The 23,173-nt window shown below is 60.4% G+C and carries 20 protein-coding genes; 4 read left to right on the top strand and 16 right to left on the bottom strand.

The window, feature by feature from the left end; all coding sequences use genetic code 11:
- The 12 genes from ACIOU6_RS18100 to ACIOU6_RS18155 form a co-directional block, all read right to left on the bottom strand.
- Positions 1-437 (bottom strand): hypothetical protein (locus ACIOU6_RS18100; RefSeq protein WP_401138476.1); only part of this gene is annotated, 437 nt, incomplete at its 3' end.
- Positions 438-569: 132 nt separating this feature from the next.
- A complete protein-coding gene (locus ACIOU6_RS18105) occupies positions 570-1,271 on the bottom strand; it encodes an anti-sigma factor domain-containing protein (RefSeq protein WP_221730494.1) in 702 nt (233 codons plus the stop codon).
- Positions 1,268-1,804 carry a sigma-70 family RNA polymerase sigma factor gene (locus ACIOU6_RS18110; RefSeq protein WP_401138480.1) on the bottom strand — a complete coding sequence of 179 codons (537 nt, stop codon included), beginning with the start codon at positions 1,802-1,804 and terminating at the stop codon, positions 1,268-1,270. The genes ACIOU6_RS18105 and ACIOU6_RS18110 overlap by 4 nt, the downstream gene beginning before the upstream one ends.
- Before the next feature lie 155 nt (positions 1,805-1,959).
- Positions 1,960-2,481 carry a DUF3455 domain-containing protein gene (locus ACIOU6_RS18115; RefSeq protein ID WP_221730492.1) on the bottom strand — a complete coding sequence of 174 codons (522 nt, stop codon included), beginning with the start codon at positions 2,479-2,481 and terminating at the stop codon, positions 1,960-1,962.
- Between the two features lie 167 nt (positions 2,482-2,648).
- A complete protein-coding gene (locus ACIOU6_RS18120) occupies positions 2,649-4,283 on the bottom strand; it encodes an ABC transporter ATP-binding protein (RefSeq protein WP_401138483.1) in 1,635 nt (544 codons plus the stop codon).
- 14 nt (positions 4,284-4,297) lie between these two features.
- Positions 4,298-5,320 (bottom strand): ABC transporter permease, encoded by a 1,023-nt coding sequence (locus ACIOU6_RS18125; RefSeq protein ID WP_401138486.1) that lies wholly within the window; start codon positions 5,318-5,320, stop codon positions 4,298-4,300.
- The gene (locus ACIOU6_RS18130; protein WP_401138489.1) at positions 5,320-6,384 is read right to left on the bottom strand and encodes a microcin C ABC transporter permease YejB; all 1,065 of its coding nucleotides are present in this window, start codon (positions 6,382-6,384) and stop codon (positions 5,320-5,322) included. The genes ACIOU6_RS18125 and ACIOU6_RS18130 overlap by 1 nt, the downstream gene beginning before the upstream one ends.
- A 1-nt stretch (position 6,385) precedes the next feature.
- Positions 6,386-8,251 (bottom strand): extracellular solute-binding protein, encoded by a 1,866-nt coding sequence (locus ACIOU6_RS18135; RefSeq protein WP_401138492.1) that lies wholly within the window; start codon positions 8,249-8,251, stop codon positions 6,386-6,388.
- A gap of 150 nt (positions 8,252-8,401) precedes the next feature.
- Positions 8,402-11,113: a TonB-dependent receptor gene (locus tag ACIOU6_RS18140; protein ID WP_221730487.1), complete on the bottom strand. Its 2,712-nt coding sequence runs from the start codon at positions 11,111-11,113 to the stop codon at positions 8,402-8,404.
- A 208-nt stretch (positions 11,114-11,321) separates the two neighbouring features.
- Positions 11,322-11,723, bottom strand: a complete 402-nt coding sequence (locus ACIOU6_RS18145) for a biopolymer transporter ExbD (RefSeq protein ID WP_339431932.1) — start codon at positions 11,721-11,723, stop codon at positions 11,322-11,324.
- Positions 11,723-12,409: a MotA/TolQ/ExbB proton channel family protein gene (locus ACIOU6_RS18150; protein ID WP_401138552.1), complete on the bottom strand. Its 687-nt coding sequence runs from the start codon at positions 12,407-12,409 to the stop codon at positions 11,723-11,725. Before ACIOU6_RS18150 ends, ACIOU6_RS18145 begins: the two co-directional genes overlap by 1 nt.
- A gap of 67 nt (positions 12,410-12,476) precedes the next feature.
- Positions 12,477-13,307, bottom strand: coding sequence for an energy transducer TonB (locus tag ACIOU6_RS18155; RefSeq protein WP_401138497.1), 831 nt, complete (start codon positions 13,305-13,307; stop codon positions 12,477-12,479).
- Between the two features lie 1,111 nt (positions 13,308-14,418).
- Here ACIOU6_RS18155 and ACIOU6_RS18160 point away from each other — a divergent pair.
- Entirely contained in the window at positions 14,419-15,042 is a 624-nt protein-coding gene (locus ACIOU6_RS18160; RefSeq protein ID WP_221730484.1) for a glutathione S-transferase N-terminal domain-containing protein, read from the top strand.
- A gap of 128 nt (positions 15,043-15,170) precedes the next feature.
- Here ACIOU6_RS18160 and ACIOU6_RS18165 read toward each other — a convergent pair whose 3' ends face one another.
- On the bottom strand, positions 15,171-15,611 hold the full coding sequence (locus ACIOU6_RS18165) for a CBS domain-containing protein (RefSeq protein ID WP_008084932.1): 441 nt from the start codon (positions 15,609-15,611) through the stop codon (positions 15,171-15,173).
- Between the two features lie 198 nt (positions 15,612-15,809).
- Here ACIOU6_RS18165 and ACIOU6_RS18170 point away from each other — a divergent pair, with 198 nt between their 5' ends.
- Entirely contained in the window at positions 15,810-18,170 is a 2,361-nt protein-coding gene (locus tag ACIOU6_RS18170; protein WP_221730483.1) for a DNA polymerase II, read from the top strand.
- Here ACIOU6_RS18170 and ACIOU6_RS18175 read toward each other — a convergent pair.
- The 3 genes from ACIOU6_RS18175 to ACIOU6_RS18185 all read right to left on the bottom strand — a co-directional run bounded on the left by ACIOU6_RS18175 (position 18,135) and on the right by ACIOU6_RS18185 (position 20,694).
- A complete protein-coding gene (locus ACIOU6_RS18175) occupies positions 18,135-18,605 on the bottom strand; it encodes a DUF1810 domain-containing protein (protein WP_221730482.1) in 471 nt (156 codons plus the stop codon). The two genes, ACIOU6_RS18170 and ACIOU6_RS18175, sit on opposite strands and share 36 nt — an antisense overlap.
- A 28-nt stretch (positions 18,606-18,633) precedes the next feature.
- Positions 18,634-19,455, bottom strand: a complete 822-nt coding sequence (locus ACIOU6_RS18180; protein ID WP_401138500.1) for an aldo/keto reductase — start codon at positions 19,453-19,455, stop codon at positions 18,634-18,636.
- Positions 19,456-19,545: 90 nt separating this feature from the next.
- A complete protein-coding gene (locus ACIOU6_RS18185; protein WP_401138503.1) occupies positions 19,546-20,694 on the bottom strand; it encodes an aldose epimerase family protein in 1,149 nt (382 codons plus the stop codon).
- Positions 20,695-20,938: 244 nt separating this feature from the next.
- On the opposite strand from ACIOU6_RS18185, the gene ACIOU6_RS18190 reads away from it, so the two are divergent.
- Together ACIOU6_RS18190 and ACIOU6_RS18195 are read left to right on the top strand one after the other, a co-directional pair.
- Positions 20,939-21,688, top strand: coding sequence for a hypothetical protein (locus tag ACIOU6_RS18190; RefSeq protein ID WP_401138506.1), 750 nt, complete (start codon positions 20,939-20,941; stop codon positions 21,686-21,688).
- Positions 21,689-21,768: 80 nt separating this feature from the next.
- Positions 21,769-22,983: an MFS transporter gene (locus ACIOU6_RS18195; protein WP_401138509.1), complete on the top strand. Its 1,215-nt coding sequence runs from the start codon at positions 21,769-21,771 to the stop codon at positions 22,981-22,983.
- Positions 22,984-23,173 lie beyond the last annotated feature (190 nt).

Raw genomic sequence — 23,173 nt, forward strand, 5'->3', positions numbered from 1 at the left:
GCGACGGTGTTGCCTTGCAGACGATCCGAACCATCAGCGGCGACGGTGTTGCCTTGCAGACGATCCGAACCATCAGCGGCGACGGTGTTGCCTTGCAGGCGATCCGAACCATCAGCGGCGACGGTGTTGCCTTGCAGGCGATCCGAACCATCAGCGGCGACGGTGTTGCCTTGCAGACGATCCGAACCATCAGCGGCGACGGTGTTGCCTTGCAGACGATCCGAACCATCAGCGGCGACGGTGTTGCCTTGCAGACGATCCGAGCCATCAGCGGCGACGGTGTTGCCTTGCAGACGATCCGAACCATCAGCGGCGACGGTGTTCTGGTACAGACGATCCGAGCCATCGGCGGCGATCATCGTGTGGGCCGGGGTAGCGGCAAAAGCGTTAACTGCGAAAACCGAGAAAGCGATGCTGAGAAGAGTTTGGCGTTTCATGATGGTGTGCTCCGGGGTGTTATTGGTTGGTATGGAGCGGATGTTACGCCGGAGATTTTTTATGAGAACTTCATTGCTGTGATGGTGAATATCGACGCCGATGATGATTGCCAGAACCCGCAGCTTAGCGCTTCACAACACCTTCACTGCGCGCCCGATCGCCTGAATCGGCCCGGTCGGTTTGCCAATCGGCGAACCGTTGGCGCCTTCCAGCGTCAGCTCGAACAGCTGATTGGGTTGCAGCGGCGGCAATTTGTCCAGCGGCACTTTCAGCGCCTGTCCCGGTTTGACCAGCCCCAGTGACACCGGCCCTTGCCAGCCGTCAGCCTTGGTCCAGAATTCCAGGGCCTTGTCCGCCGGCACTTGCACCACGCCCAGCGGAATCAACTGAATCTCCCGCGAGTCGCTGGCCTGAATCACCCATCCCGGGGCCTTGTCCTGCGGCGCGACCAGCACCACCAGATAACTCGGCTTCGGCGTGGTCTGGGTCAGCAGGATTGAGCCCAACACCAATGTTGCGGCCAATCCGGCAGCAGTCAATCCACGCCACAGTGGCAGCAGATTCCACCATGAGGTTTTCACCGAGGCAGGTATTTTGGGTGTGAGCCGTTCAACACTGCGCTCAATCCGTGGCCAGAGTTGTGGTGATGGCTGTTGCGGCGCGGCGAGGTCGGTCAGGTCCAGCAGGCGCCGTTCCCAGGCCTCCACCGCCGCACGCAGTTCGGGGTCGGTCGGCAGGCGTCGTTGAACGTTGGCGCGATCTTCAGCCGAGAGCGTGCCCAGCACATATTCACTGGCCAGTTCATCGCGTTCCTGTGCCGATTCAGTGGTCATCCCATGCACTCCCGCAAGGCGTTGAGGCTGCGCTTGATCCAGGCTTTGACCGTGCCCAGCGGCGTGCCCAACCGTTGGGAAATCTGCGCATGGCTGTAGCCGTCGACATAGGCGTGAAGGATGCAGCTTCGGCGTTGAGGATCGAGCTGTTCCAGGCAGCGGTGAATGCGCGCCGAATGCGCTTGGGCGTCGAAGCCGTCATCGTCGTGCGTAGCCATTTCATGATCATCACTGAACGGCGTTTCCCGGGCTTGATTGCGCAGTAGATTCAGCGCCAGATGCCGGGTCACGGTGAACATCCAGCCACGCGCCGAACCGCGCGCCGGATCAAACCCCGCCGCACCGTTCCAGATTTTGATGAACGCCTCATGGACAATGTCCTCCGCCAGCGCCGTATCGCGCACCAGCCGCTTGGCCACACCCAGCAGGCGCGGACCCTCCTGCACATACAAATCGCGCAGGGCAGCCCGCTCGCCGCGGGCACAGGCAGCGAGACGGGCTTGGTAATCGAATTCAGATTCGGGTGAGGACATGCAGTGCAATCTAGCTCACATTTAACTTCAGCACACAGAGCCCTTTGGAAGCGGGCTTGCCCGCGATGGCGTCGTGTCAGTCAGCATCACTGTCACGGTTACACCGCTTTCGCGAGCGAGCCCGCTCCCACAGGTTTTGTGCCGAGCCTGTGACCTCAGTTCGCCGCCCAGAAAATGTAATCGGCCTGATACTTCACCACTTCCTGCTTGCCTTTGTTGGCTGCCGTGCACTCGCTGCTCGGTGCCACGCCACCTTTGAGCGCAACGCGCTGGATGTAACTCACGCCGCTCATGGCGCCTTTGCCTTCAGCCGGGTTGGCCTTGACCAGTTGATAGGGCAGGTTGCCGGCCCCCGATGGCGCCACCGCCAGTTGCGTGCCGGTGATTTTCGAACCGTCTTTAGCCTGCCAGGTAGCCGGTGGGCCATAGTAGGTGCCAACCTGCTTGCCGCTGCGATCATTGAGCACCGCTTTCGGCCCGACGAAGGTCCACTCGGTCTGCCCGGCCATATTGGGTTTGTCGCGGCACTCGTAGGTGACCTCGCCGACACCGGTGGTTTCCATCGCGATCTTGTGGCCGGCCGGCACTTTGATGGTGTCGGGGTAACTGCTTTGGGCGAAGGCCGTCGAGGTGGCTGCAAGCAAACCGGTGAAGCAAATCAGCTGTGTGGTGTTCATCAGTGTTTTCTCCGAAAGGGGTAGATCGCTGGCAGCCAACAGTGGCTGTTACAGGGACTACCCGTGGCGGAGCCGATTGGATGCAGTGCCTGGAAAATATTTTTAAGGCACCGCAGTTTCCCTTGTGGGAGCGGGCTTGCTCGCGAAGGCGATGTGTCAATCACAGCTCATATAACGGGCACACCGCTTTCGCGAGCAAGCCCGCTCCCACAGGGTTCTTCTTCAGGCTTGAGGCCGGAGGCTTTCAGTAACTCCTGGGTATAGGGATGCTGCGGCGCCGTAAAGATCTCCCGCGAAGCACCTTGTTCAACGACTTTGCCATCCTTGATCACTATCAAGTCATGGGCCAAGGCATGCACCACCGCCAGATCATGGCTGATGAACAAATACGTCAGCCCATGCTTGATCTGCAATTGCCGCAGTAACTCCACCACCTGCTTCTGCACCGTGCGATCCAGCGCCGAGGTCGGTTCATCGAGCAGAATCAGCGCCGGTTCCAACACCAATGCCCGTGCGATGGAGATGCGTTGGCGCTGACCGCCTGAAAACTCGTGGGGATAGCGATGACGACTCTTCGGGTCAAGCCCGACGTCCTCCAGCACGCGAATCACCGCCGCTTCTCGCTCAGCCTCGGTGCCGATGCCATGGGTCAACAAACCCTCGGCAATGATCTGCTGCACCGTCATGCGCGGGCTGAGGCTGCCGAACGGGTCCTGAAACACCACCTGAATCTGCCGGCGCAACGGGCGCATCAGACGCTGATTGAGCAGGCTCAGTTGTTTGTTGCCGAAACGGATATTGCCCTGCGATTCCACCAGCCGCAGGATCGCCTGACCCAGCGTCGATTTGCCCGAGCCGGATTCGCCGACAATCCCCAGGGTCTTGCCCCGTTGCAGGCTGAAACTGACGCCATCGACCGCTTTGATGTAGTACTGCTGACGGCTGAACAGCGCTTTGGGCAATGGGAACCAGACTTTCAGGTCATCCACCTCCAGCAGGTTGTGATCGTACTGACTCGGCACGGGTGCGCCGCTCGGTTCAGCCTCGATCAACAAGCGGCTGTAAGGATGCTGCGGCGTGCGAAACAGGGTTTCGCAGTCGGCCTGTTCGACAATCTCGCCGTGACGCATCACGCACACTCGCTGAGCGATGCGTCGGACCAGATTGAGGTCGTGACTGATCACCAGCAGCGACATCCCGAGTCGCTGTTGCAATTCGATCAGCAGCTCAAGAATCTTCTGCTGCACGGTGACGTCGAGCGCGGTGGTCGGCTCATCGGCGATCAACAGTTCCGGCTCGTTGGCCAGCGCCATGGCGATCATCACCCGCTGCCGCTGGCCGCCGGAGAGTTGGTGCGGATAGGCTTTCAAACGCTGCAAAGGTTGGCGAATGCCGACCAGTTCCAGTAATTCCAAGGTACGAGCCCGGGCGGCGCGGCCCTTCAGACCCTTGTGGATTTCCAGCACTTCGCTGACCTGTTTTTCCACGGTGTGCAACGGGTTCAGCGAAGTCATCGGCTCCTGGAAAATCATCGCTATCCGGTTGCCGCGCAAGCCGCGCATCTGTTGCTCGCTGGCGTGCAGCAAGTCCACGCCGTTGTAGCGGATGCTGCCCGTGCTGCTGACGGTTTTACCCGGCAGCAAGCGCAGGATCGAATGCGCCGTCACCGACTTGCCCGAGCCGGATTCGCCGACCAGCGCCAAACACTCGCCACGGCGAATGTCCAGGTTCAAACCGTGCACCACAGCCTGCCCGGCGAAGGCGACGCGCAGGTCGCGGATCTCGATCAAATGGTCGTTCATGTCAGCTCCGCTGATCAGGATTGTGGGTCGAATGCATCACGGTAAGCCTCACCAATAAACACCAGCAACGACAGAATCAGCGCCAACGCGAAAAACGCCGTCAGCCCCAGCCATGGCGCTTGCAGATTGCGCTTGGCCTGGCCGATCAACTCGCCCAGCGACGCCGTGCCTGCCGGCATGCCGAAACCGAGAAAATCCAGCGCAGTGAGGGTGGCGATAGCGCCGGTCAGAATGAACGGCAGGTAGGTGAGGGTGGAGGTCATCGCATTGGGCAGGATGTGCCGGCGCATCAGTTCGCTGTCGGTCAGGCCCAAGGCTCGCGCTGCTTTGACGTATTCCAGATTGCGCCCACGGAGAAACTCGGCGCGCACCACGTCGACCAGCGCCAGCCACGAGAACAGCGCCATGATCCCCAGCAGCCACCAGAAGCTTGGCGAAACGAAGCCAGACAAAATGATCAGCAGGTACAGCACCGGCAACCCTGACCAGATTTCCAGAATCCGTTGCCCAAGCAAGTCGACCCAACCGCCGTAATACCCTTGCAATGCCCCGGCGACGATGCCAATCAACGCACTGATACCGGTGAGGATCAGCGCAAACAAAATCGAAATCCGCGTGCCGAAAATCACCCGCGCCAACACGTCCCGCGCCTGATCGTCGGTGCCCAGCCAATTGCTCGTCGAAGGCGGGCTCGGTGCCGGCTCGGTGAGGTCGTAATTGACCGTGTCGTAACTGAACGGGATCGGCGGGAACAGCATCCAGCCGCCCTGATCCTCTATCAGTTTGTGTACGTAGGCGCTGGCATAGTCCGGCTGGAACGGCAGCTCGCCGCCGAAGTCGGTTTCCAGGTATTCACTGAGGATGGGGAAGTAAAAGGTGTCGTGGTAGCGGATCACCAGCGGTTTGTCGTTGGCGATCAACTCGCCACCCAGGCAGATCAGGCACAGACCGATGAACAGCCACAGCGACCAGCGCCCGCGTCGGTTGGCCTTGAATTGAGCGACACGGCGTTGGCCCAGAGGAGAGAGTGTGAACATCAGGCAGTCCTCGCCGAGAAGTCGATGCGCGGGTCGAGCAGGGTGTAGCAGAGGTCGCCGATCAACTTGATCAGCAGGCCGAACAGGGTGAACAGAAACAACGCGCCGAACACCACCGGATAGTCCCGCGACACCGCCGCCTCGTAACTCATGCGCCCGAGGCCGTCGAGGTTGAAGATGGTTTCGATCAGCAATGAACCGGCGAAGAACACCTCGATCAGTGCCGACGGCACCCCCGCGACCACCAACAGCATGGCGTTGCGAAACACATGGCCGTAAAGCACACGGCGTTCGGTCAAACCCTTGGCCCGCGCCGTGACGACGTACTGGCGGCTGATCTCGTTGAGAAAGCTGTTTTTGGTCAGGATGGTCAGCGTGGCGAAACCGCCGATCACCAACGCGGTCACCGGCAACACCAGGTGCCAGAGGTAGTCGCCGACTTTGCCCAGGGTGCTGAGGCTGTCGAAGTTGTCCGACACCAGGCCCTGCACCGGAAACCAGTTGACGTAACTGCCGCCGGCAAACACCACGATCAGCAGAATCGCGAACAGAAACGCCGGCATCGCATAGCCGATGATGATCGCCGTGCTGCTCCAGACATCGAAGGCGCTGCCGTTCTTGACCGCTTTGCGAATGCCCAGCGGGATCGAGATCAGATAGGTGATCAGCGTCGCCCACAAGCCGAGGGACAGCGACACTGGCAGTTTTTGAATGATCAGATCGGTGACCTTGGCGCCGCGAAAGAAACTGCTGCCCAAGTCCAGTTGCGCGTAGTTTTTCAGCATCAGCCACAGGCGTTCGTGCAGCGGTTTATCGAAGCCGTAGTGGTGTTTGATTTCCTCGATCAGCGCTGGATCGAGGCCACGGCTGCTGCGTCCGGCACCGCCAATCGCGGCGACTTCGCCACCACCGCCCATGCTGTGCCCGCCGAAGCCTTGTAGGCGCGCAATGGCTTGCTCCACCGGGCCACCCGGCGCGGCCTGCACGATGAGGAAATTGACCACCAGAATGCACAGCAACGTCGGGATGATCAGCAACAGGCGTCGACTCAGATAGCGCAGCATGTCACTGGCCCCCCGCAAGTTGTGCGTGCATCTGTTGCGTGGTCAACGGCTTGGCCGAGACCTCCCACCAGGTGTTGAGGCCTTCGTCGTACGCCGGTTGCACCGGCGGCATGCCGAAGCGGTTCTGATACACCGTCGGCGTGCCTTTGGAGTAGTAGTTGGGAATCATGTAGTAACCCCATTGCAGCACCCGGTCGAGGGCGCGGGCGTAATGCACCATGGCGTCGCGGGTGTTGGCCTGGACCAGGCCGTCGATCAACTGATCAACCGCCGGGTTGGCCAGCACCATCGAGTTGGAACTGCCGACTTGCGTGGCACTTTGCGAGGCGTAGAGGCTGTACAACTCGCGGCCGGGAGAGACGATCGGATCGCCGCTGCGCGGGAAACTGGTGACGATCATGTCGTAGTCCCGGGCGTTGAGCCGATTGACGTACTGCGCCGAATCGATCCGGCGCAGGTTGAGGGTGATGCCGATCTGCGCGAGGGTGCGTTTGAACGGCAACAGCATGCGGTCGAACCCGCCCTGACCGTCGAGGAAAGTGAACTCCAGCGGTTCGCCGGCAGCGTTGACCAACCGATTGTTTTTCGCCGTCCAGCCGGCCTCGGCCAGCAGCTTCAGCGCTTGCAGTTGCTTGTCGCGGATGTAGCCGCTGCCATCGGTTTTCGGCGCCTTGTAGACCTCGGTAAATACCTCGTCGGGGATCTGCCCTCGCAGCGGTTCGAGGATCCGCAATTCCTCGGCGTCGGGCAGCGCGGTGGCGGCCATTTCACTCTTGGGCCAATAGCTGTTCTGACGCACGTAGAAGCCGCGCATCATTTGCTTGTTGGTCCACTCGAAATCCCACAACAGGCTGATCGCCTGACGCACGCGGCGATCCTGGAAAATCGGGTTTTGCAGGTTGAACACGAAGCCCTGCGCCGCCGTCGGTTTTTCCGGGGCGAGGATTGACTGTTGCAAGCGTCCATCGCGCAGCGCCGGGCTGTCGTAGCCGACCACATAACCCGAGGATGAAAACTCGCGGTTGTAGTCGAATGCGCCGGCCTGCAGCAATTGCCGGGCGACGTCGGTGTCGCCGTAGAAATTCACCGTCAGGTTGTCGAAGTTGTACATCCCGCGACTGACCGGCAGGTCTTTGCCCCACCAATCCGGGTCGCGCTCAAAACTGATGCTGCGCCCGGCGTCGACCTTGCTGACCCGGTACGGGCCACTGCCCAACGGCGGCTCGAAACCGCCGCCATTGGCGAAGTCGCGGGTTTTCCACCAGTGTTCGGGCACCACGCGCATCGTCGCAAGATCCAGCGCAAGCGTGCGATTGAGGTTGTTCTTGAAGGTGAAACGCACCTGCCGTGGGCTCTCGATCAACACGTCCTGCACGTCGGCGTATTGCTGGCGATAACTCAGGCTGCCCTTGGTCATCAGCAGGTTGAAGGTGTAGCGCACGTCTTCGGCGGTGATCGGCGTGCCATCAGCGAAGCGTGCCTTGGGATTCAGAGTGAAACGTACCCAGAGTCCTGCGCGATCGCGCTCCATCTGCTGCGCGACCAGGCCGTAGACGGTGTAGGGCTCGTCCAGTGAGCGGAACGCCAGCGGCGAATACACCCAGTCGTTGACCTGCACCACAGAAATGCCTTGATCGGCATACGGGGTGATGTAGTTGAATTGACCAATCTCCATCGACGCGCGGCTGAGTGACCCCCCCTTGGGTGCGTGGGGATCGACGAAATCGAAATGCTGGAAACCCGCCGGGTATTTCGGCGCCTCGCCGTACACCGTCATCGCATAGCTGCCGACGGCCAGCGCAGGTGCCGCGTTGCACAGCAGCGTGCTGCCGAGCAGCAGAGCAGCCATGTTGCGCATGAAAGTCATGAAGTCACTCCTTAATTCCTGAATGCACACAGGTCAATCTGTGGGAAGGGGCTGCTCCCGAAGGCAATGGATCAGTGAAGGGGGTGTTGACTGACACATCGCCTTCGGGAGCAAGCCCCCTCCCACAGGGGAGACATCTGGTGTTTGCGGTTAGAAGTGGTAAGTCATGCGCGCGAACAGCGTGCGGCCCAGCGGGTCGGTATAGCGCGGGTCATAGCCGCTCTGGAAGTTGTAAGCCTGGTTGGAGAACGGCGGGTTGCGGTCGAACATGTTTTTCATCCCCGCGTCCACGTCCAGCACCTTGTCGAAGGTGTAGCCGGCCGACAGATCCCACACCGAATACGACGCGACCCGCGCGTGGGTATCGCGGTCGTAGTCGTTGTAGCCGGTGGTGAAACGGTTGGTCAGCGACGCCCGTGCCGCGCCGAAGGTCCAACTGCCGGTCAGGTTGTGCTTCCAGCGCGCAACCACGCCGTCACCCTGGAAGTCGCCGACCTTGTCGGTGAACGGACCTTTGATGGTGCTCTGGAAGTCGTATTCGTCGACGTAGGTGCCCTGCAGCCCGAGACCGAACTGGCCGTACGGGGTGTTCGGGAAACGGTAATCGAGCGACACATCGATGCCGTTGGTTTCGACGATGCCCAGGTTGGCGTTGCCGGTGACGATGTAGTTGAGCGTGCCGTCGGCGTTGCGCACGAAACGGTCGGAGTAGCTGCCGGCCTGATCAAACACGGTGGATTCCGGGAACGGTTGGATCTGGTTGGAGATGTGAATCCACCAGAAATCCAGACCCACGGAGAGGTTGCTCATTGGCTGATAAACGAAGCCCAGTGTCACGTTGCGCGCCTTCTCCGGGGCCAGATCCTCGTTGCCGCCGATCTGGTTGAGGAACTGCTGACCGCAATCGCGCCCGCCGTTGCCGCCCGGTTGCACCACGCCGCCGGTACACAGCACCGGATCGTTGTAGTAGCCCTGGGTGTACGTGATGCTGCGCGGTGAATACAGCTCGTAAAGCGACGGCGCACGGAAACCTTCGCTGTACGCGCCACGCACCACCAGCTCTTTGAGCGGCTGGTAGCGGAACGAGTATTTCGGGTTGGTGGTGCTGCCAAAGTCGCTGTATTTGTCGTGGCGCACAGCGGCAGACAGTTCAAGGCTGTCGAGCACCGGCACGTTGATTTCCGCATAAGCGGCTTTCACGCTGCGGTCGCCTTCGACGCTGCCGGCCGGGTCGATACCCAGGCTCTGGATGTCGCCGGCAAACTGTTCGAAGTCCTGATGGAATTTCTCTTTGCGGTACTCGCCGCCCAGCGCCAGACCGGACGGGCCGGCACCGAACCAGTCACCGATTTCGCGGCTGATCCGGCCGTCGAAACCGGCGACCCGGCCAACAGCGGTGGAGTAGGCGCCGTGGTAGGCAGCGTTGTCGATGTACTGCTGACCGGCAGCCGATTGCGGGCCGAACGGATTGAGCAAACCGCTGGCCAGACCATCGATCATGGCTTGATCGCTGACATAACCGCTGGTGACGCTGGAAACGATTTTGTTCTGGTTGTACGAGGCGCCGACGTTGTAATCCCAGCCGCCGACCAGACCGTCGAAGCTCAGCAGAAAGCGCTGGCTGGTGTTCTGGTCTTTCGACTCACGCGGGCCGGCGGCGGTTTCGCGCCAGTTCACATCCACGGGTTGGGTGGGGTCGAGGGCGAAACCGGTGGGGCCTGGCGTGATGCCGTTGCCGGGGTAGTAGGGCGATGAGGCATCCAGACTCAGGCCGGTCAGTGGCGCGGGGCCGACCGCCGTGGCGTTGTTGTTGCGCGACCAGAAGTATTCGAGGTTGACGTTGTGGTCGTCCGCCAGTTTGCCGGTGGTCTTGCCAAAGAAAGACGTCTTCTCGGTTTGTGGCACCAGGTCGATGTATTCACGGGTGCTGAAGCGGCACACGCCATCGCGCCCCACCAGGTTAGGGCCGTTGCAATTGCTGTTGGCCAACGGGTTGGTGGCGTTGCCGTTCTGGCTGTAGTTGCCGGGGAACGCGGTGCCGGAGGTCTGATCCAGGCCGCGCCCGGGCACGTAGTCGCGGGCGAAGGAGCGGTCATTGGCGTCGAGGTTCTGCTGCTTGTTGTAATTGAACACACCGAGCACGTTGAAGCGGTCTTCTTCCAGATCGCCGAAGCCCCAACTGGCGCTCATGTCCTTGGTCGCACCGCCGCCACTGTGGGTCGGGGTTTCGCCGCCGAGGGTGAGTTGGCCGTCAGTCAGTGATTTTTTGGTGATGAAGTTGATCACGCCGCCAATGGCGTCGGTACCGTAGAGCGCCGAGGCGCCGTCGCGCAGCACTTCCACGCGCTCGATCGCGGCAAACGGGATCATGTTCAGATCCACCGCGCCGCCAGCGGAGTTGGTGCCCGACAACGCGTTGTTGGCCAGGCGTCGACCGTTGAGCAACACCAGCGTTTTGTTGGCGCCGATGCCACGCATGTCGGCGAACGAAGCGCCACCGGTGGCGCTGCCGACCGAGCCTGCACTGTTGTTGATCGACTGGCTGCCGGTGATGCGCTGCACCAGTTCGGCAGTGGTGGTCACGCCCTGTTTGCGCAGCTCATCGGCCTTGAGAATGGTGATCGGTACCGCCGTTTCCGCATCGACCCGGCGAATCGCCGAACCGGTCACTTCGACCCGTTGCAGTTGCGTGGTCGGCGCAACGACTGCGGCGGCTGCCGGAACAGCCGCATTGTCGTCCTCGGCCGCTTGCACGGTCCCGGCGCCCATCCCCATGGCCACCAGATACAGCGGAACAAAACGGTGGCGAGAAATCGTGGCCACCAATGGTTTGAGCGTGAAGCGTGGAGTGTTCATCAGCATGGTTGTTTCCGACTTTGTTAGACGTTATCGAATTGGCCTTGTGAGCCCCTCATTGCTCCGCTTTCGGTGATACCGCGTGCGGAAAACCACTTTCTTCAAGCAAGCCGATCCCCTCCGAAAGGCGCTTTGCGTTTTTCGGTCGGCGGGTTGCGACGGGATTCGATCAGCGGTGCCGGGCGCGTTTCTCAAGGCGCGCCCGGCACCGCACTCAGTGGGTGGTCATCACCGATATTTTGCTGATGCCCGAGCGTTCGATGGACGCCATGGCCTTGGCCACCTGCCCATAGTTGACGGCGGAATCGGCCTGAAGCTGAACGCGTACATCGGCATCCTTGGCCTTGACCTCCTTGAGGCTGGCCTCCAGGGATTCCGGGGCCAGTTCGGTCTTGGCCAGATAAAACTTGCCGTCCTGATCGACGCTGACCACCACCGGGTCTTTCTTTTCAGCGGGGGCGACGGCGTCGGTTTTTGGCAGGTTGACCTTGATCGCGTTGGTCATCAGCGGCGCGGTGACGATGAACACCACCAGCAACACGAGCATCACGTCCACCAGCGGCGTGACGTTCATTTCGCTGAGCACTTCATCGCTGTCTTGAGTGGAGAAGGACATCAGCTGGCCTCCCGCACGGCGGCTGTGGTTTTGCTGGCAATGGCCTGACGGTTGACGGAAAACGCACTGCGCGAGGCGAGGGCGTCGAAGTCATGGGCGAAGTCGTCCATGTCGGCCGAGGCGAGTTTGAGTCGACGCAGGAAGAAGTTGTAAATCAGCACCGCCGGCACCGCGACGGCGATCCCCACGCCCGTGGCGATCAATGCATGGCCGATAGGGCCGGCGACGGCTTCAAGGCTGGCCGAACCGGTTTCGCCGATGCTTTTGAGGGCTTCCATGATTCCCCACACGGTGCCGAACAAACCAATGAACGGCGCGGTGCTGCCAATACTGGCGAGGATGGCCTGGCCGTTTTCCAGCGAGCGGCGTTCTTTCTGGATCTGCTGGCGCAGGTTGCGTTCCAGGCGATCCGAACGGTTGATGGTGTGCGCCAGTTGCTGGGTGGTGCGTGGCGATTCTTCGACCAACAGCGCTTCGAAACCACTGCTGGCGATACGCGCCAGGGAGCCGGGGTATTGGCTGGCGTGTTCGGCGGCGGTGAGCAGGTCCGGCGCGCCCCAGAAGGCTTTGCTGAACTGCTTGTTCTGCGCTTTCTGGCGCAGGTATTGCGCCGACTTGACCAGCAGGATCGCCCAGCTGAGCACGGAAAACAGCACCAGACCCCAGAGCACACCGGGGACAATCATCGAAGACAAATCGTTCATGGTTACACCTCGCTTGCGTTATTCGGTTGTGCGTTGATTGAGCGTTCGGTTATTGCGGCAATTTGAAATCGATGGTCTGGGTGGCAAAGCCGTCTATCGGCGTGTCACCGCGCTTGGCTGGAATGAACTTCCAGTTCTTCACCGCGGCGACGGCGGCGTCATCCAGTTGCGGCTTGCCGCTGGACTTGGTGACCGTCACCGAGCCTGCGCGACCGCTGGCCAGCACCTGAATGCGCAGCACCACGCGGCCCTCCCAGTTACGGCGCAGCGCCAGCGACGGGTATTCCGGCGGCGGGTTGCCGAGGCTGGCGAGACCGGAAATCGCTGCCGACTCTTTCACCGGGCCAGGCGCGGCGGCGGGGGCCGGTGGTGCGCTCGGTGTCGTTGGCGCCGCAGGGGCAGCCGGTTGCGCCGGGGCGGGCGGAGCTTTCGGCGGCTCGACCTTTTTCACCGGTTTGGGTTTCTCGACCGGTTTGGGTTTTTCGATGGGCTTGGGCTTCTCCACCGGTTTGGGCGGCGGTTTGACCGCGTCTTCGTCTTCCACCGGTTGCTCGGGTTCGGGCGGCGGTGGTGGAGGCGGAGGCGGCGGTGGGGGCGGCTCGGGTGTAGGCGGTACCGGTGGCGTCGGGCTGGTCAGCTCGACGGTCATTTCCGGGATCTGCGGTGGAGTAGGCAGTGGCTCGGGTCGGCTCTGCTGAAGAAACCACCAGGCGCCGCCGTGTATCAATGCCGACACGGCAACCAGCAACACCATCTGCTGTTTGTTCAAACCGCCGGGTTGCGAAGTGTTGGCTTTGAAGGCCGGCCTGCCCGAAGCCGGCGGGATCGGCGTTTCCCGTAACGGCCCCGGCAGGGTTCTGTGCTTTACCGCATCGTTCATTAAAGCTCCCTCGGGTGGATGAAGGGCAATAAGGTGCCGTCCGAACATTTGCGTCATGTTCGAGTGGGTGGGTGCAACTTTCTTTAAGGTGTGCGTAAGCCGATAGTTGAACTATCTATTGAACAGGGCTTGCGTACAGTTACTGGCTTGGCGCTATCGCGTTCGCGTGTTCATTATCCATTCCCTGGTGTTCTTCTTTGTAGGTTTGGGCTGTTGCACATCTTCGTGTTTGCAACCGTTGTGCCAGATGTTGCTGAAATGTAGCGCGAGTATTTCATCGCTGTTACCCATGTCGCATTTATATAAGTTTTATGGGTGACCGGGATTTTCTCCGGCGCATGAATCTCCACAACTCCGTATTCCGGGGCTTTTTTGCAGGCGAGTCAGACCGTGCGCTGTATCACGCCGGTTGGCGAGATAGAGCCGTCGCGTTCTGGTCAGTCGAGGCACTTGATGGTGCGAGGCGGACTGATTTGGTGCGGGTCAATGTTTTAGCGGGTCACAGGCCATGTTCCTTGTTTTTGTTTAAATGAAATCGATGTTTCAAGTGTTGGTTAGTTGCGGTTAGAAGAGCGCTTTTGGTGCATTTAAAGTGTTGGAAGTTATTGTTCGACAATCTGCTGCGGCAGTATTTGTGCGTCGCAGACGCAGTCACTTCATGCGGTGTATTTAAAAAATAAATAACACGCCGCCGTCGGCGCTTAACTCTGCGCCTAACACAGTGCGTGGTCGTTTGGGTCAGGTAATAAAGTAGATGTTATGCCCGTCTGGACTGTTCAGGTGAACACGTCTTTGGGCCGGTCGCGGTAAACGGGCAGTGATGCGGCAGAGCGATTGAAGGTTCACGCGGTGAACTCCTTGTTGCCAGCTCGGATACACGAACTTTTGGTTCGGTATCGCACCTTACAAGAACGCGGATAGCGTTCGATGATTGCTCTTGGTGCGGGATGGGCACCGTAAGCGCTGTTTTGCGAGGCTTGAATTCGCAAGTGGCGAGTGCATGGGAAAAGCGTGCCAATCAGGATACAAAGGCAAGAATATTTCTACATCAGGGCCGTGGGCATCTACCCTTGAGTCTGATGTGTTGGGTTGGTCTTGAGCAGGAGAGTGTATGTATCAGCTCTACGGACACCGCAACTCAGGCGCAGCCGCCATCGAAGCGGCGCTGGAGCTGTGCCAGATTGCTTATCGCTTCATTGATATCGAAGCCAGTGCCGAAGCCGCCGAGGCGTTGGCACAACTCAATCCACTGAAACAGATCCCGACCCTGCAACTGCCCGATGGCAGTGCGATCACCGAGAGCGCGGCGATTCTGATTCATCTGGGCCTGACCTTTCCCAAGTCTGGATTGCTGCCCGCCAAGGCTGACGCTCGCGATCAAGCCATTCGCGGCCTGGTGTATATCGTCAGCAATTGCTATGCGGCGGTCGGAGTCGTTGACTACCCCGAGCGCTGGCTGGTGATGCCTGACGAAGCGGCGCGGCAGAATCTGATGGCTGGCGCCCGCGAGCGCTTGCACTGGAGTTGGGAGGTGTTCGCCGACCAGTTCTCCGCCGAGTTGTACCTGGACGACGAAATACCGGGAGCGCTGGATGTGTTGGCGGCGGTGGTGACGCGCTGGGCGGGCAGCCGCGAGCATTTGCGCCAGACGCGCCCGGGGTTTTATGCGTGGTTACAGAGGATCGACCGGCATCCGGTGCTGGCGCCGGTTTTCGCCCGGCATTGGCCTTCCTGAACAGCGAGGGGCCAAAGTGGGAGCGGGCTTGCTCGCGAAGGCGCTGAGTCAGTCAACGAATAGGTCGACTGACCCACCGCTTTCGCGAGCAAGCCCGCTCCCACAGGGGAATTGTGTTGCATTGGAGATCACTCCCCGCGAATGTACTGCTCCAGCTGTTTGATCAGCTCTGCCTGTTCGGCAATCGCCTCTTTCACCAGGTCACCAATCGACAGCAAACCGATCAATTTGCCGTTTTCCACCACCGGCAAGTGGCGCAGGCGTTTGTCGGACATGATGCCCAGGCACGTGTCGACGGTCTGGTGGGTGTCCACGGTGATCACGTTGGCCACCATGATGTCGCGAACCGGCGTGCCCACCGATGAGCGGCCATGCAGCACCAGTTTGCGCGCGTAATCACGTTCGCTGATGATGCCGACCACTTTGTCATCTTCCACCACCAGCAAGGCGCCGACGTTTTTCTCGGCCATCTTCATCAGCGCTTCGAGCACCATGTGATCAGGTTTGATCTGATGCACTTCCTGATTTTTCTGATCTTTGAGCTTGAGCAGTTGGGCGACGGTCTTCATGGCGGTTACTCAGGTGTTGTCGTTGTTATCCAAGCATCGTAGACGCTGGCGCTCAGGGCAAGGTGGCAAAGCGGCAGATAGCACGCAAAAAACGTCATTTGACGGTTTTTTCAGCGTTTGTCGGACATTTATCGCAAGGGCCATGCCGTGCAATGCCGCGTAGAATGCCCCTCTGTTTCAATTCCTGAGGTTGCAGTGGTGGATTTACAGCAGGGCTTCGTCCTGACCCGGCATTGGCGCGATACCCCGGCCGGCACCGAAGTCGAGTTCTGGCTGGCGACCGATGCCGGGCCGCGTCGTGTGCGCTTGCCACATCAGCCGTCAGTAGCGTTTATCCCGGCCGAGCAGCGCGAAGCCGCCGAACGTTTGCTGCATGACGAAAAGAATGTGGAACTGCGCCCGCTGGCCTTGCAGGATTTCGAACATCGTCCGGTACTGGGTCTGTATTGCCAGCAGCACGGCCAGTTGATGCGCCTGGAAACGGCGCTCAACCGCGCCGGCGTCGATGTCTATGAGGCCGATGTGCGTCCGCCTGAGCGCTATCTGATGGAGCGCTTCATCACTGCCCCGGTGTGGTTCAACGGCACGCCCGATGCTGACGGCACGCTGCTCAACGCCCACCTCAAACCCGCCCCCGAATACCGGCCGAAACTGCGCCTGGTCTCGCTGGACATCGAAACCACCGAAACCGGCGAGCTGTATTCCATCGCCCTGGAAGGCTGTGGCGAGCGTCAGGTGTACATGCTCGGCACGGCGAACGGTGACGACAGCATCGTCGACTTCGACCTCCAGTACTGCGACTCACGTACGGTCATCCTGAAGAAACTCAATGACTGGTTTGCCCGCCACGACCCCGACGCAATCATCGGCTGGAACGTGGTGCAGTTCGATCTGCGCATCCTTCACGAACACGCGCGGCGCCTCGGCGTGCCGCTGAAGCTCGGCCGAGGCGGCGAAGAAATGCAGTGGCGCGAGCACGGCAGCCGTCATCATTATTTCGCCTCGGCAGCGGGACGGCTGATCATTGATGGCATCGAATCCCTGCGCTCGGCGACCTGGAGTTTCCCTTCGTTCAGCCTGGAAAACGTCGCTCAAACGTTGCTCGGCGAAGGCAAGTCCATCGACAACCCGTACCAGCGCATGGACGAAATCAACCGCATGTTCGCCGAGGACAAACCGGCGCTGGCCAAGTACAACCTCAAAGATTGCGAACTGGTCACGCGGATCTTCGCCAAGACCGAGCTGCTGACGTTTTTGCTGGAGCGCGCCAGCGTGACCGGCCTGCCGGCGGATCGCAGCGGCGGCTCGGTGGCGGCGTTCACGCATTTGTACATGCCGTTGATGCACCGCCAAGGGTTCGTGGCGCCGAACCTGGGCACGAATCCGCCGCAAGCCAGCCCCGGCGGTTTTGTCATGGAGTCGCAACCAGGGCTTTATGAATCGGTGCTGGTGCTCGACTACAAAAGCCTTTATCCGTCGATCATCCGCACGTTTCTGATTGACCCGGTGGGGCTGATCGAAGGTTTGCAACACCCCGACGACGCCGACTCGGTGCCGGGGTTTCGTGGCGCCCGTTTTTCGCGAACCCGGCACTGCCTGCCGGCCATTGTCTCGCGGGTCGCCGACGGTCGCGAGACTGCCAAACGCGAGCACAACGCGCCGCTGTCCCAGGCACTGAAGATCATCATGAACGCCTTCTACGGCGTACTCGGCTCCAGCGGTTGTCGTTTCTTCGATACGCGGCTGGCGTCGTCGATCACCCTGCGCGGCCACGAAATCATGCTGCGTACGCGAAAGCTGATCGAAGAACAGGGCCACGCGGTGATCTATGGCGACACCGACTCCACGTTTGTCTGGCTGCGTCGCCCCCACGGGCAGGAAGAGGCGGCAAGCATCGGCCACGCGTTGGTCAAGCACGTCAACGACTGGTGGCGCGAGCATGTGCGTGACGAATACGGGCTGCAAAGCGCCCTCGAATTGCAGTTTGAGATTCACTACAAACGCTTCCTGATGCCGACCATTCGCGGCGCGGAAGAGGGCAGCAAGAAGCGCTACGCCGGCCTGGTGACCCGTGCCGACGGCAGCGAAGAAATGGTCTACAAAGGCCTTGAAACCGTACGCACTGACTGGTCGCCGCTGGCCCGGCAATTCCAGCAGGAACTCTACGAGCGCATCTTCCAGCGCAAGCCGTATCAGGATTATGTGCGCGACTACGTGCGCAAAACCCTGGCCGGCGAATTCGATGATCGACTGGTCTATCGCAAGCGCCTGCGCCGCACCCTCGACGATTACGAGCGCAACGTGCCGCCCCATGTGCGCGCCGCGCGGCTGGCCGACGATTACAATGCCCGGCACGAACGGCCTCGGCAGTACCAGAACGGTGGCTGGATCAGTTACGTGATCACCCTGGCCGGGCCCGAACCGCTGGAAGTGCGCCGCGCCGCCATCGACTACGACCACTACATCAGCCGGCAACTGCAACCGGTGGCGGATGCGATTCTGCCGTTTGTCGACGACGATTTCTCAACCCTGATCGGGGGGCAACTGGGCCTGTTTTGAGTCCAGCAGTTGCAGGGTCCAGTCATCGAGGATGCCGTGGAAGTAGCGTTCCAACGCCTGGTTGAACAGGCTGTCTTCAACGGCGAACTGGGCAAAAAGCGTCATCGAGGAGTGAAATTTCAAGTCATCGGGATGGCCGAAAATATCCGCAATCGAACGCTGGCGCACATTCAGCACGAGCTGCGTACAAGTACGCAGCCGCGCGCCGAGCATCGGGTGCTCGAGATAAGCTCGCGCTTCTTCGGCCGTATCGATGGCGAAGCGCCGGGACATCTCACTGCCGCCCAAGCCTGCGAACTGCGGGAAGACAAACCACATCCAGTGGCTGCGCTTGCGGCCCTCGTCGAGTTCGCGCTGTACCCGATCAAACACCGGGTCCTGGGCCTGGACGAAACGTTGCAGGTTGAACGGGTCGTACTGATCAGTGCTTCTCATCGCAAAGCTCTCGCCGGTCGGCGGTGGCTCAGACCATGGCCAGCCGCTGCTTGCGCTTTGGCGCGTGAAACGCCTGGTCCAGCGCTGCCAGATCCCCGGCATCGAGTTGCAGTTGCGCCGCTTGTGCATTGAGTTGCACATGTTCCGGCCGCACCGCTTTAGGGATCGCTATCACGCCATCCTGACGCACAATCCACGCCAGCGAAACCTGCGCCGGGGTCACGTTGTGACGAGCGGCAATCTGCTTCAGTACCGGTTCTGCCAGCATCGCGCCGCCCTGACCAATCGGACAGTAGACCATCAGCGGCATGTGTTGCTGTTGGCACCGGGGCAACAGGTCGAATTCGACGCCACGCGCTTCCAGGTTGTAGAGCACCTGATTGGTGGCGCACGCCGGATTGGCTAACTCTTGGAGGTCATCGACGTCAAAATTCGACACGCCCCAACGGCCGATTTTGCCGGCTTCGCGCAGGCGCTCGAAGGCTTCGACGGTTTCTTCCAGCGGAAACTGGCCGCGCCAATGCAACAGATAGAGGTCGATGTAATCAGTGTCGAGCCGGCGCAGACTGCGCTCGCAGGCTTGCGGAATGCCTTGGCGGCTGGCGTTGTGCGGGTAGACCTTGCTCACCAGAAACACCTGATCGCGAATACCGGCAATGGCTTCACCTACAACACTTTCGGCACCGCCCTCGGCATACATTTCGGCAGTGTCGATCAAGGTCATGCCCAGTTCAACGCCACTGCGCAGAGCCGCCACTTCACGCGTGTGTGCCGAGCGGTCTTCGCCCATGCGCCAGGTGCCCTGGCCAATCACTGGAACCTGCACGCCAGCCAATTCGAGGGTACGCATTCAAATCTCCTTTCTGAAAGGGTCGATACCTGTAGTGGGCAGCAGAATAGCCCAGCGGTTGCGTCCGTTTCCAGAAAGGAGAAGGGAGGATTACTTCGCGGAAAACTTCAATACAACGCTCTGCGTGTAGGCCTGCCCGGGATCCAGTCGCGTACTCGGGAAGTTCGGTTGGTTCGGCGAATCCGGGTAGTGCTGGGTCTCCAGGGTAAACGCGCCCCAATGCGGATAGACCTTGCCACCTTTGCCTTTGACCGTGCCGTCGAGGAAGTTGCTGGTGTAGAACTGCACGCCCGGTTCGCTGGTGAACAACTGCAAGTGCCGACCGGACTGCGCATCACTGACCTCAGCAGCGACTTTGCTCACGTCGCCCTTGGTATCCAGCGCCCAGTTGAAATCGAAGCCGCCCTGTTTCGGTTCAGCGAATTTCAGTTGTGGGTGATCAGCCTTGATGTGCGCCCCAATCGCTGTTGGCTGGGTGAAGTCCATCGGCGTGCCGGCCACAGGCGCCAGTTCGCCAGTCGGGATCAGATTGGCGGTGACCGGGGTGTAATGGCTGGCATGCAGCGTCGCGACCTGCTTGAGGATGTCGCCATTGCCGGCGCCCGCGAGATTGAAGTAGCTGTGGTTGGTCAGGTTGAGCACGGTCGGTTTGTCGGTGCTGGCCTTGTAGTCGATGCGCAGTTCGTTGCTGTCGGTCAGGCGATAGGTCACTTCGGTGGTGAGGTTGCCGGGGAAGCCCATTTCACCGTCCGCCGACAGATAGGTGAGGGTCACGCCGACCGAATCCTTGTCTTTGGTTTCCTGCGCTTTCCAGACCTTCTTGTCGAAACCCTGAGGGCCGCCATGCAAGGCATTGGACTTGTCGTTTTGCGGCACTTGAAAGCGCTTGCCGTCGAGTTCAAACGCGCCGTCGGCCAGGCGATTGCCGAAGCGGCCGATGGTCGCGCCGAAGTAGGCGGTGCCTTTTTGGTAGCCCTGCACATCGTCGAAGCCCAGCACGACATCGTCGAATGTGCCGTGCTTGTCGGCCACCAACAGCGATTGCAGGGTCGCGCCGTAGGTGATGACGGTGGCTTGCATGCCATGGCTGTTGCGCAGGATGTATTGCTCGACGGGCGTGCCATCGTTGGTTTTGCCGAAGGCTTTATGTTCGGCGCTGAGGCCCGCCGCGTTGGCTGAGAGGGTGGCGATCATCAGGGACAGTCCGAGGCCGGAGAGCAGGTGACGGGATTGAAGCATGGTTGACCTTCCTTTTGTTGTTGTTTTCAGAATGCGGTAATAGTCATGCTATTTAAGCTGTGAATGGAAATTTATAGCGGATTAAACAGTTTTTGCAAAAATAAAGTCGGACTAAATAGTTGTCCATGTCACGCCGAAGGTCAGGAAACGCTGCCGGTATTGCACTTTTTCGCAATCAGCGGCTCTATCCATGGCCAGGATGCGGTGACTCCCGCCGCACAGGAATGTGCCTGTTCGAGAACTCATGCCGAGAGCTTTTCACCCTATCGCCCATTTTTTTCGTCGCCCGTGCCTGTTGCTGACCTGCTTGTTGTCGCTGTGGATCAGCGGTTGTACGCATCAGGAGGGCAATGGTTTCATCGCTCAGATTCGCAACGGTCAACCGCAGGAGTTTCTGCAGACCAGCGTCGACCGCATGGCCACTTTGGCGATGCGCGACAACCTCAACAGCCTTTATCGCTTGATGGGCAAGCTGTACCTGCGCAACCCGGACGAGCTGCGCAAATCGGGTTTCCTCAACATCAACACCGCCGTGAAACAGGTGCGCCTGGCCATCGAGCAGCAACAACCGTTGCCGGTGCTGGGTGGCCGAAAAGATCTGGCAGCGCTCAGTTATGCGATGAGCCCTGAGTTTCTCGGTGATCGGGTTGGCGCGTTCATCTATGCCATTGGCAGCATGCTGGTCACCGCGCACAACAATCGGGTCGAGTTCTACATGACCGATGCGATCAACCCGACCTTCGTACACAACGCGGCGCGCAACATCGAAAAAGCCACATGGATTCTGTCCCAGCGCCAGAACAAGGAAGGCCAGCCACTGCTGTTCTCCAACGAAATTTCGGAGGAGGGCAGCAACCTGAGCTTCGCCACCGAGTTCGGCAAAATCGTGGCGCGCCTCGATCTGCTTACACAGATGCTTGACGAGCGCTATCGGCGCATCGGCCTGAACTACGCCCAGAGTCTGCTGTTCCTGAATTTTTTGCCGGTGCAATAAGTCGCGTCGGGTAGCGTGAAGGTCGGGCTATTTGTATACAATCCTTCGCCATGTTTGCCTCAAAAGGAGCTGCACCTGTCATGACCGACCCCGCAAGCGCCGACTTCACCTGCGTCGACCGCACCGCCCGTGCCGACAAATTGCCTTATGCCGCGCTGCTGGCATTCGCCATGACCGGCTTCATTGCCATCCTCACCGAAACCCTGCCGGCTGGGTTATTGCCGCAAATCGGCGCTGGGCTGAACGTCAGTGAAGTGCTCGCCGGGCAACTGGTGACGCTGTATGCGCTGGGCTCGATTGTCGCGGCGATTCCGCTGACCGTCGCCACGCGTGGCTGGCCACGGCGGCGGGTGCTGTTGATGACGGTGGGTGGGTTTTTGGTGTTCAACACCGTCACCACGTTCTCCAGCCATTACGGCCTGACCCTGATTTCGCGCTTTCTCGCCGGGATGGCGGCGGGGCTGTCGTGGGGGATCATGGCCGGTTACGCGCGCGGGATCGTGCCGGTGCATCAACAGGGGCGGGCGCTGGCGATTGCCATGCTCGGTACGCCGGTGGCCTTGTCGCTGGGCACGCCGGCGGGTACCTGGCTGGGTAATCTGATCGGCTGGCGTGCTTCGTTCGGGATCATGTCGGCGCTGGCACTGGTGCTGGCGGCGTGGATCGTCATCGCGGTGCCGGATCGTCCGGGGCAGAACAGCGAAGAACGCCTGCCATTGCTCGAATCCCTGCGTCTGCCGGGCGTTCGTCCTGTGCTGTTCGTGGTGCTGACGTGGATGCTCGGACACAACATTCTCTACACCTACATCTCGCCGTTTCTGATGCAGGCCGGCCTGGCCGAGCGGGTTGATCTGGTGCTGCTGGTGTTCGGCCTGTGTTCGCTGGTGGGGATCTGGATCATCGGCATGCTGGTGGACCGCTGGCTGCGCTGGCTGACGCTCATCAGCCTCGCAGTGTTTGCCATGACGGCGCTGGTGTTGGCCATCGTCTCCCCGTCGCAATGGCTGATTTACGCCTGCATGGCCGTGTGGGGGCTGTCGTTTGGTGGCTCGGCGACTTTGTTGCTGACGGCAGCGGCGGATTCGGCCGGCGATCATGTTGACGTGGTGCAAGCGATGCTCACCACCTCATGGAACATAGCGATTGCCGGTGGCGGATTGTTTGGCGGATTGCTGCTGGATCGGGCGGGGGCGATGTCGTTCCCGTGGGCATTGCTGATCCTTTCGCTGATCGCATTGGCCACGGTGTGGATCAACAGTCATCACAGTTTCAAACCGGGGCGGCGGGTGCATTGATCTTCTAATCACCCCCGATCTCCTGTGGGAGCGTGCTTGCTCGCGACAGCGCTGGGTCAGTCACTCCATGAGTTGACTGACAGGCCCTCTTCGCGAGCAAGCCCCACAGGGGATAGGCGGTGTAGCTGAAAGGCATAACGATAGACCGCATCGATATAGGTGGTTATAAGAAAAATCGCTATGCTGCGGC

Source organism: Pseudomonas sp. NPDC087615 (assembly GCF_044743445.1).
Taxonomy (GTDB): domain Bacteria; phylum Pseudomonadota; class Gammaproteobacteria; order Pseudomonadales; family Pseudomonadaceae; genus Aquipseudomonas; species Aquipseudomonas baetica_A.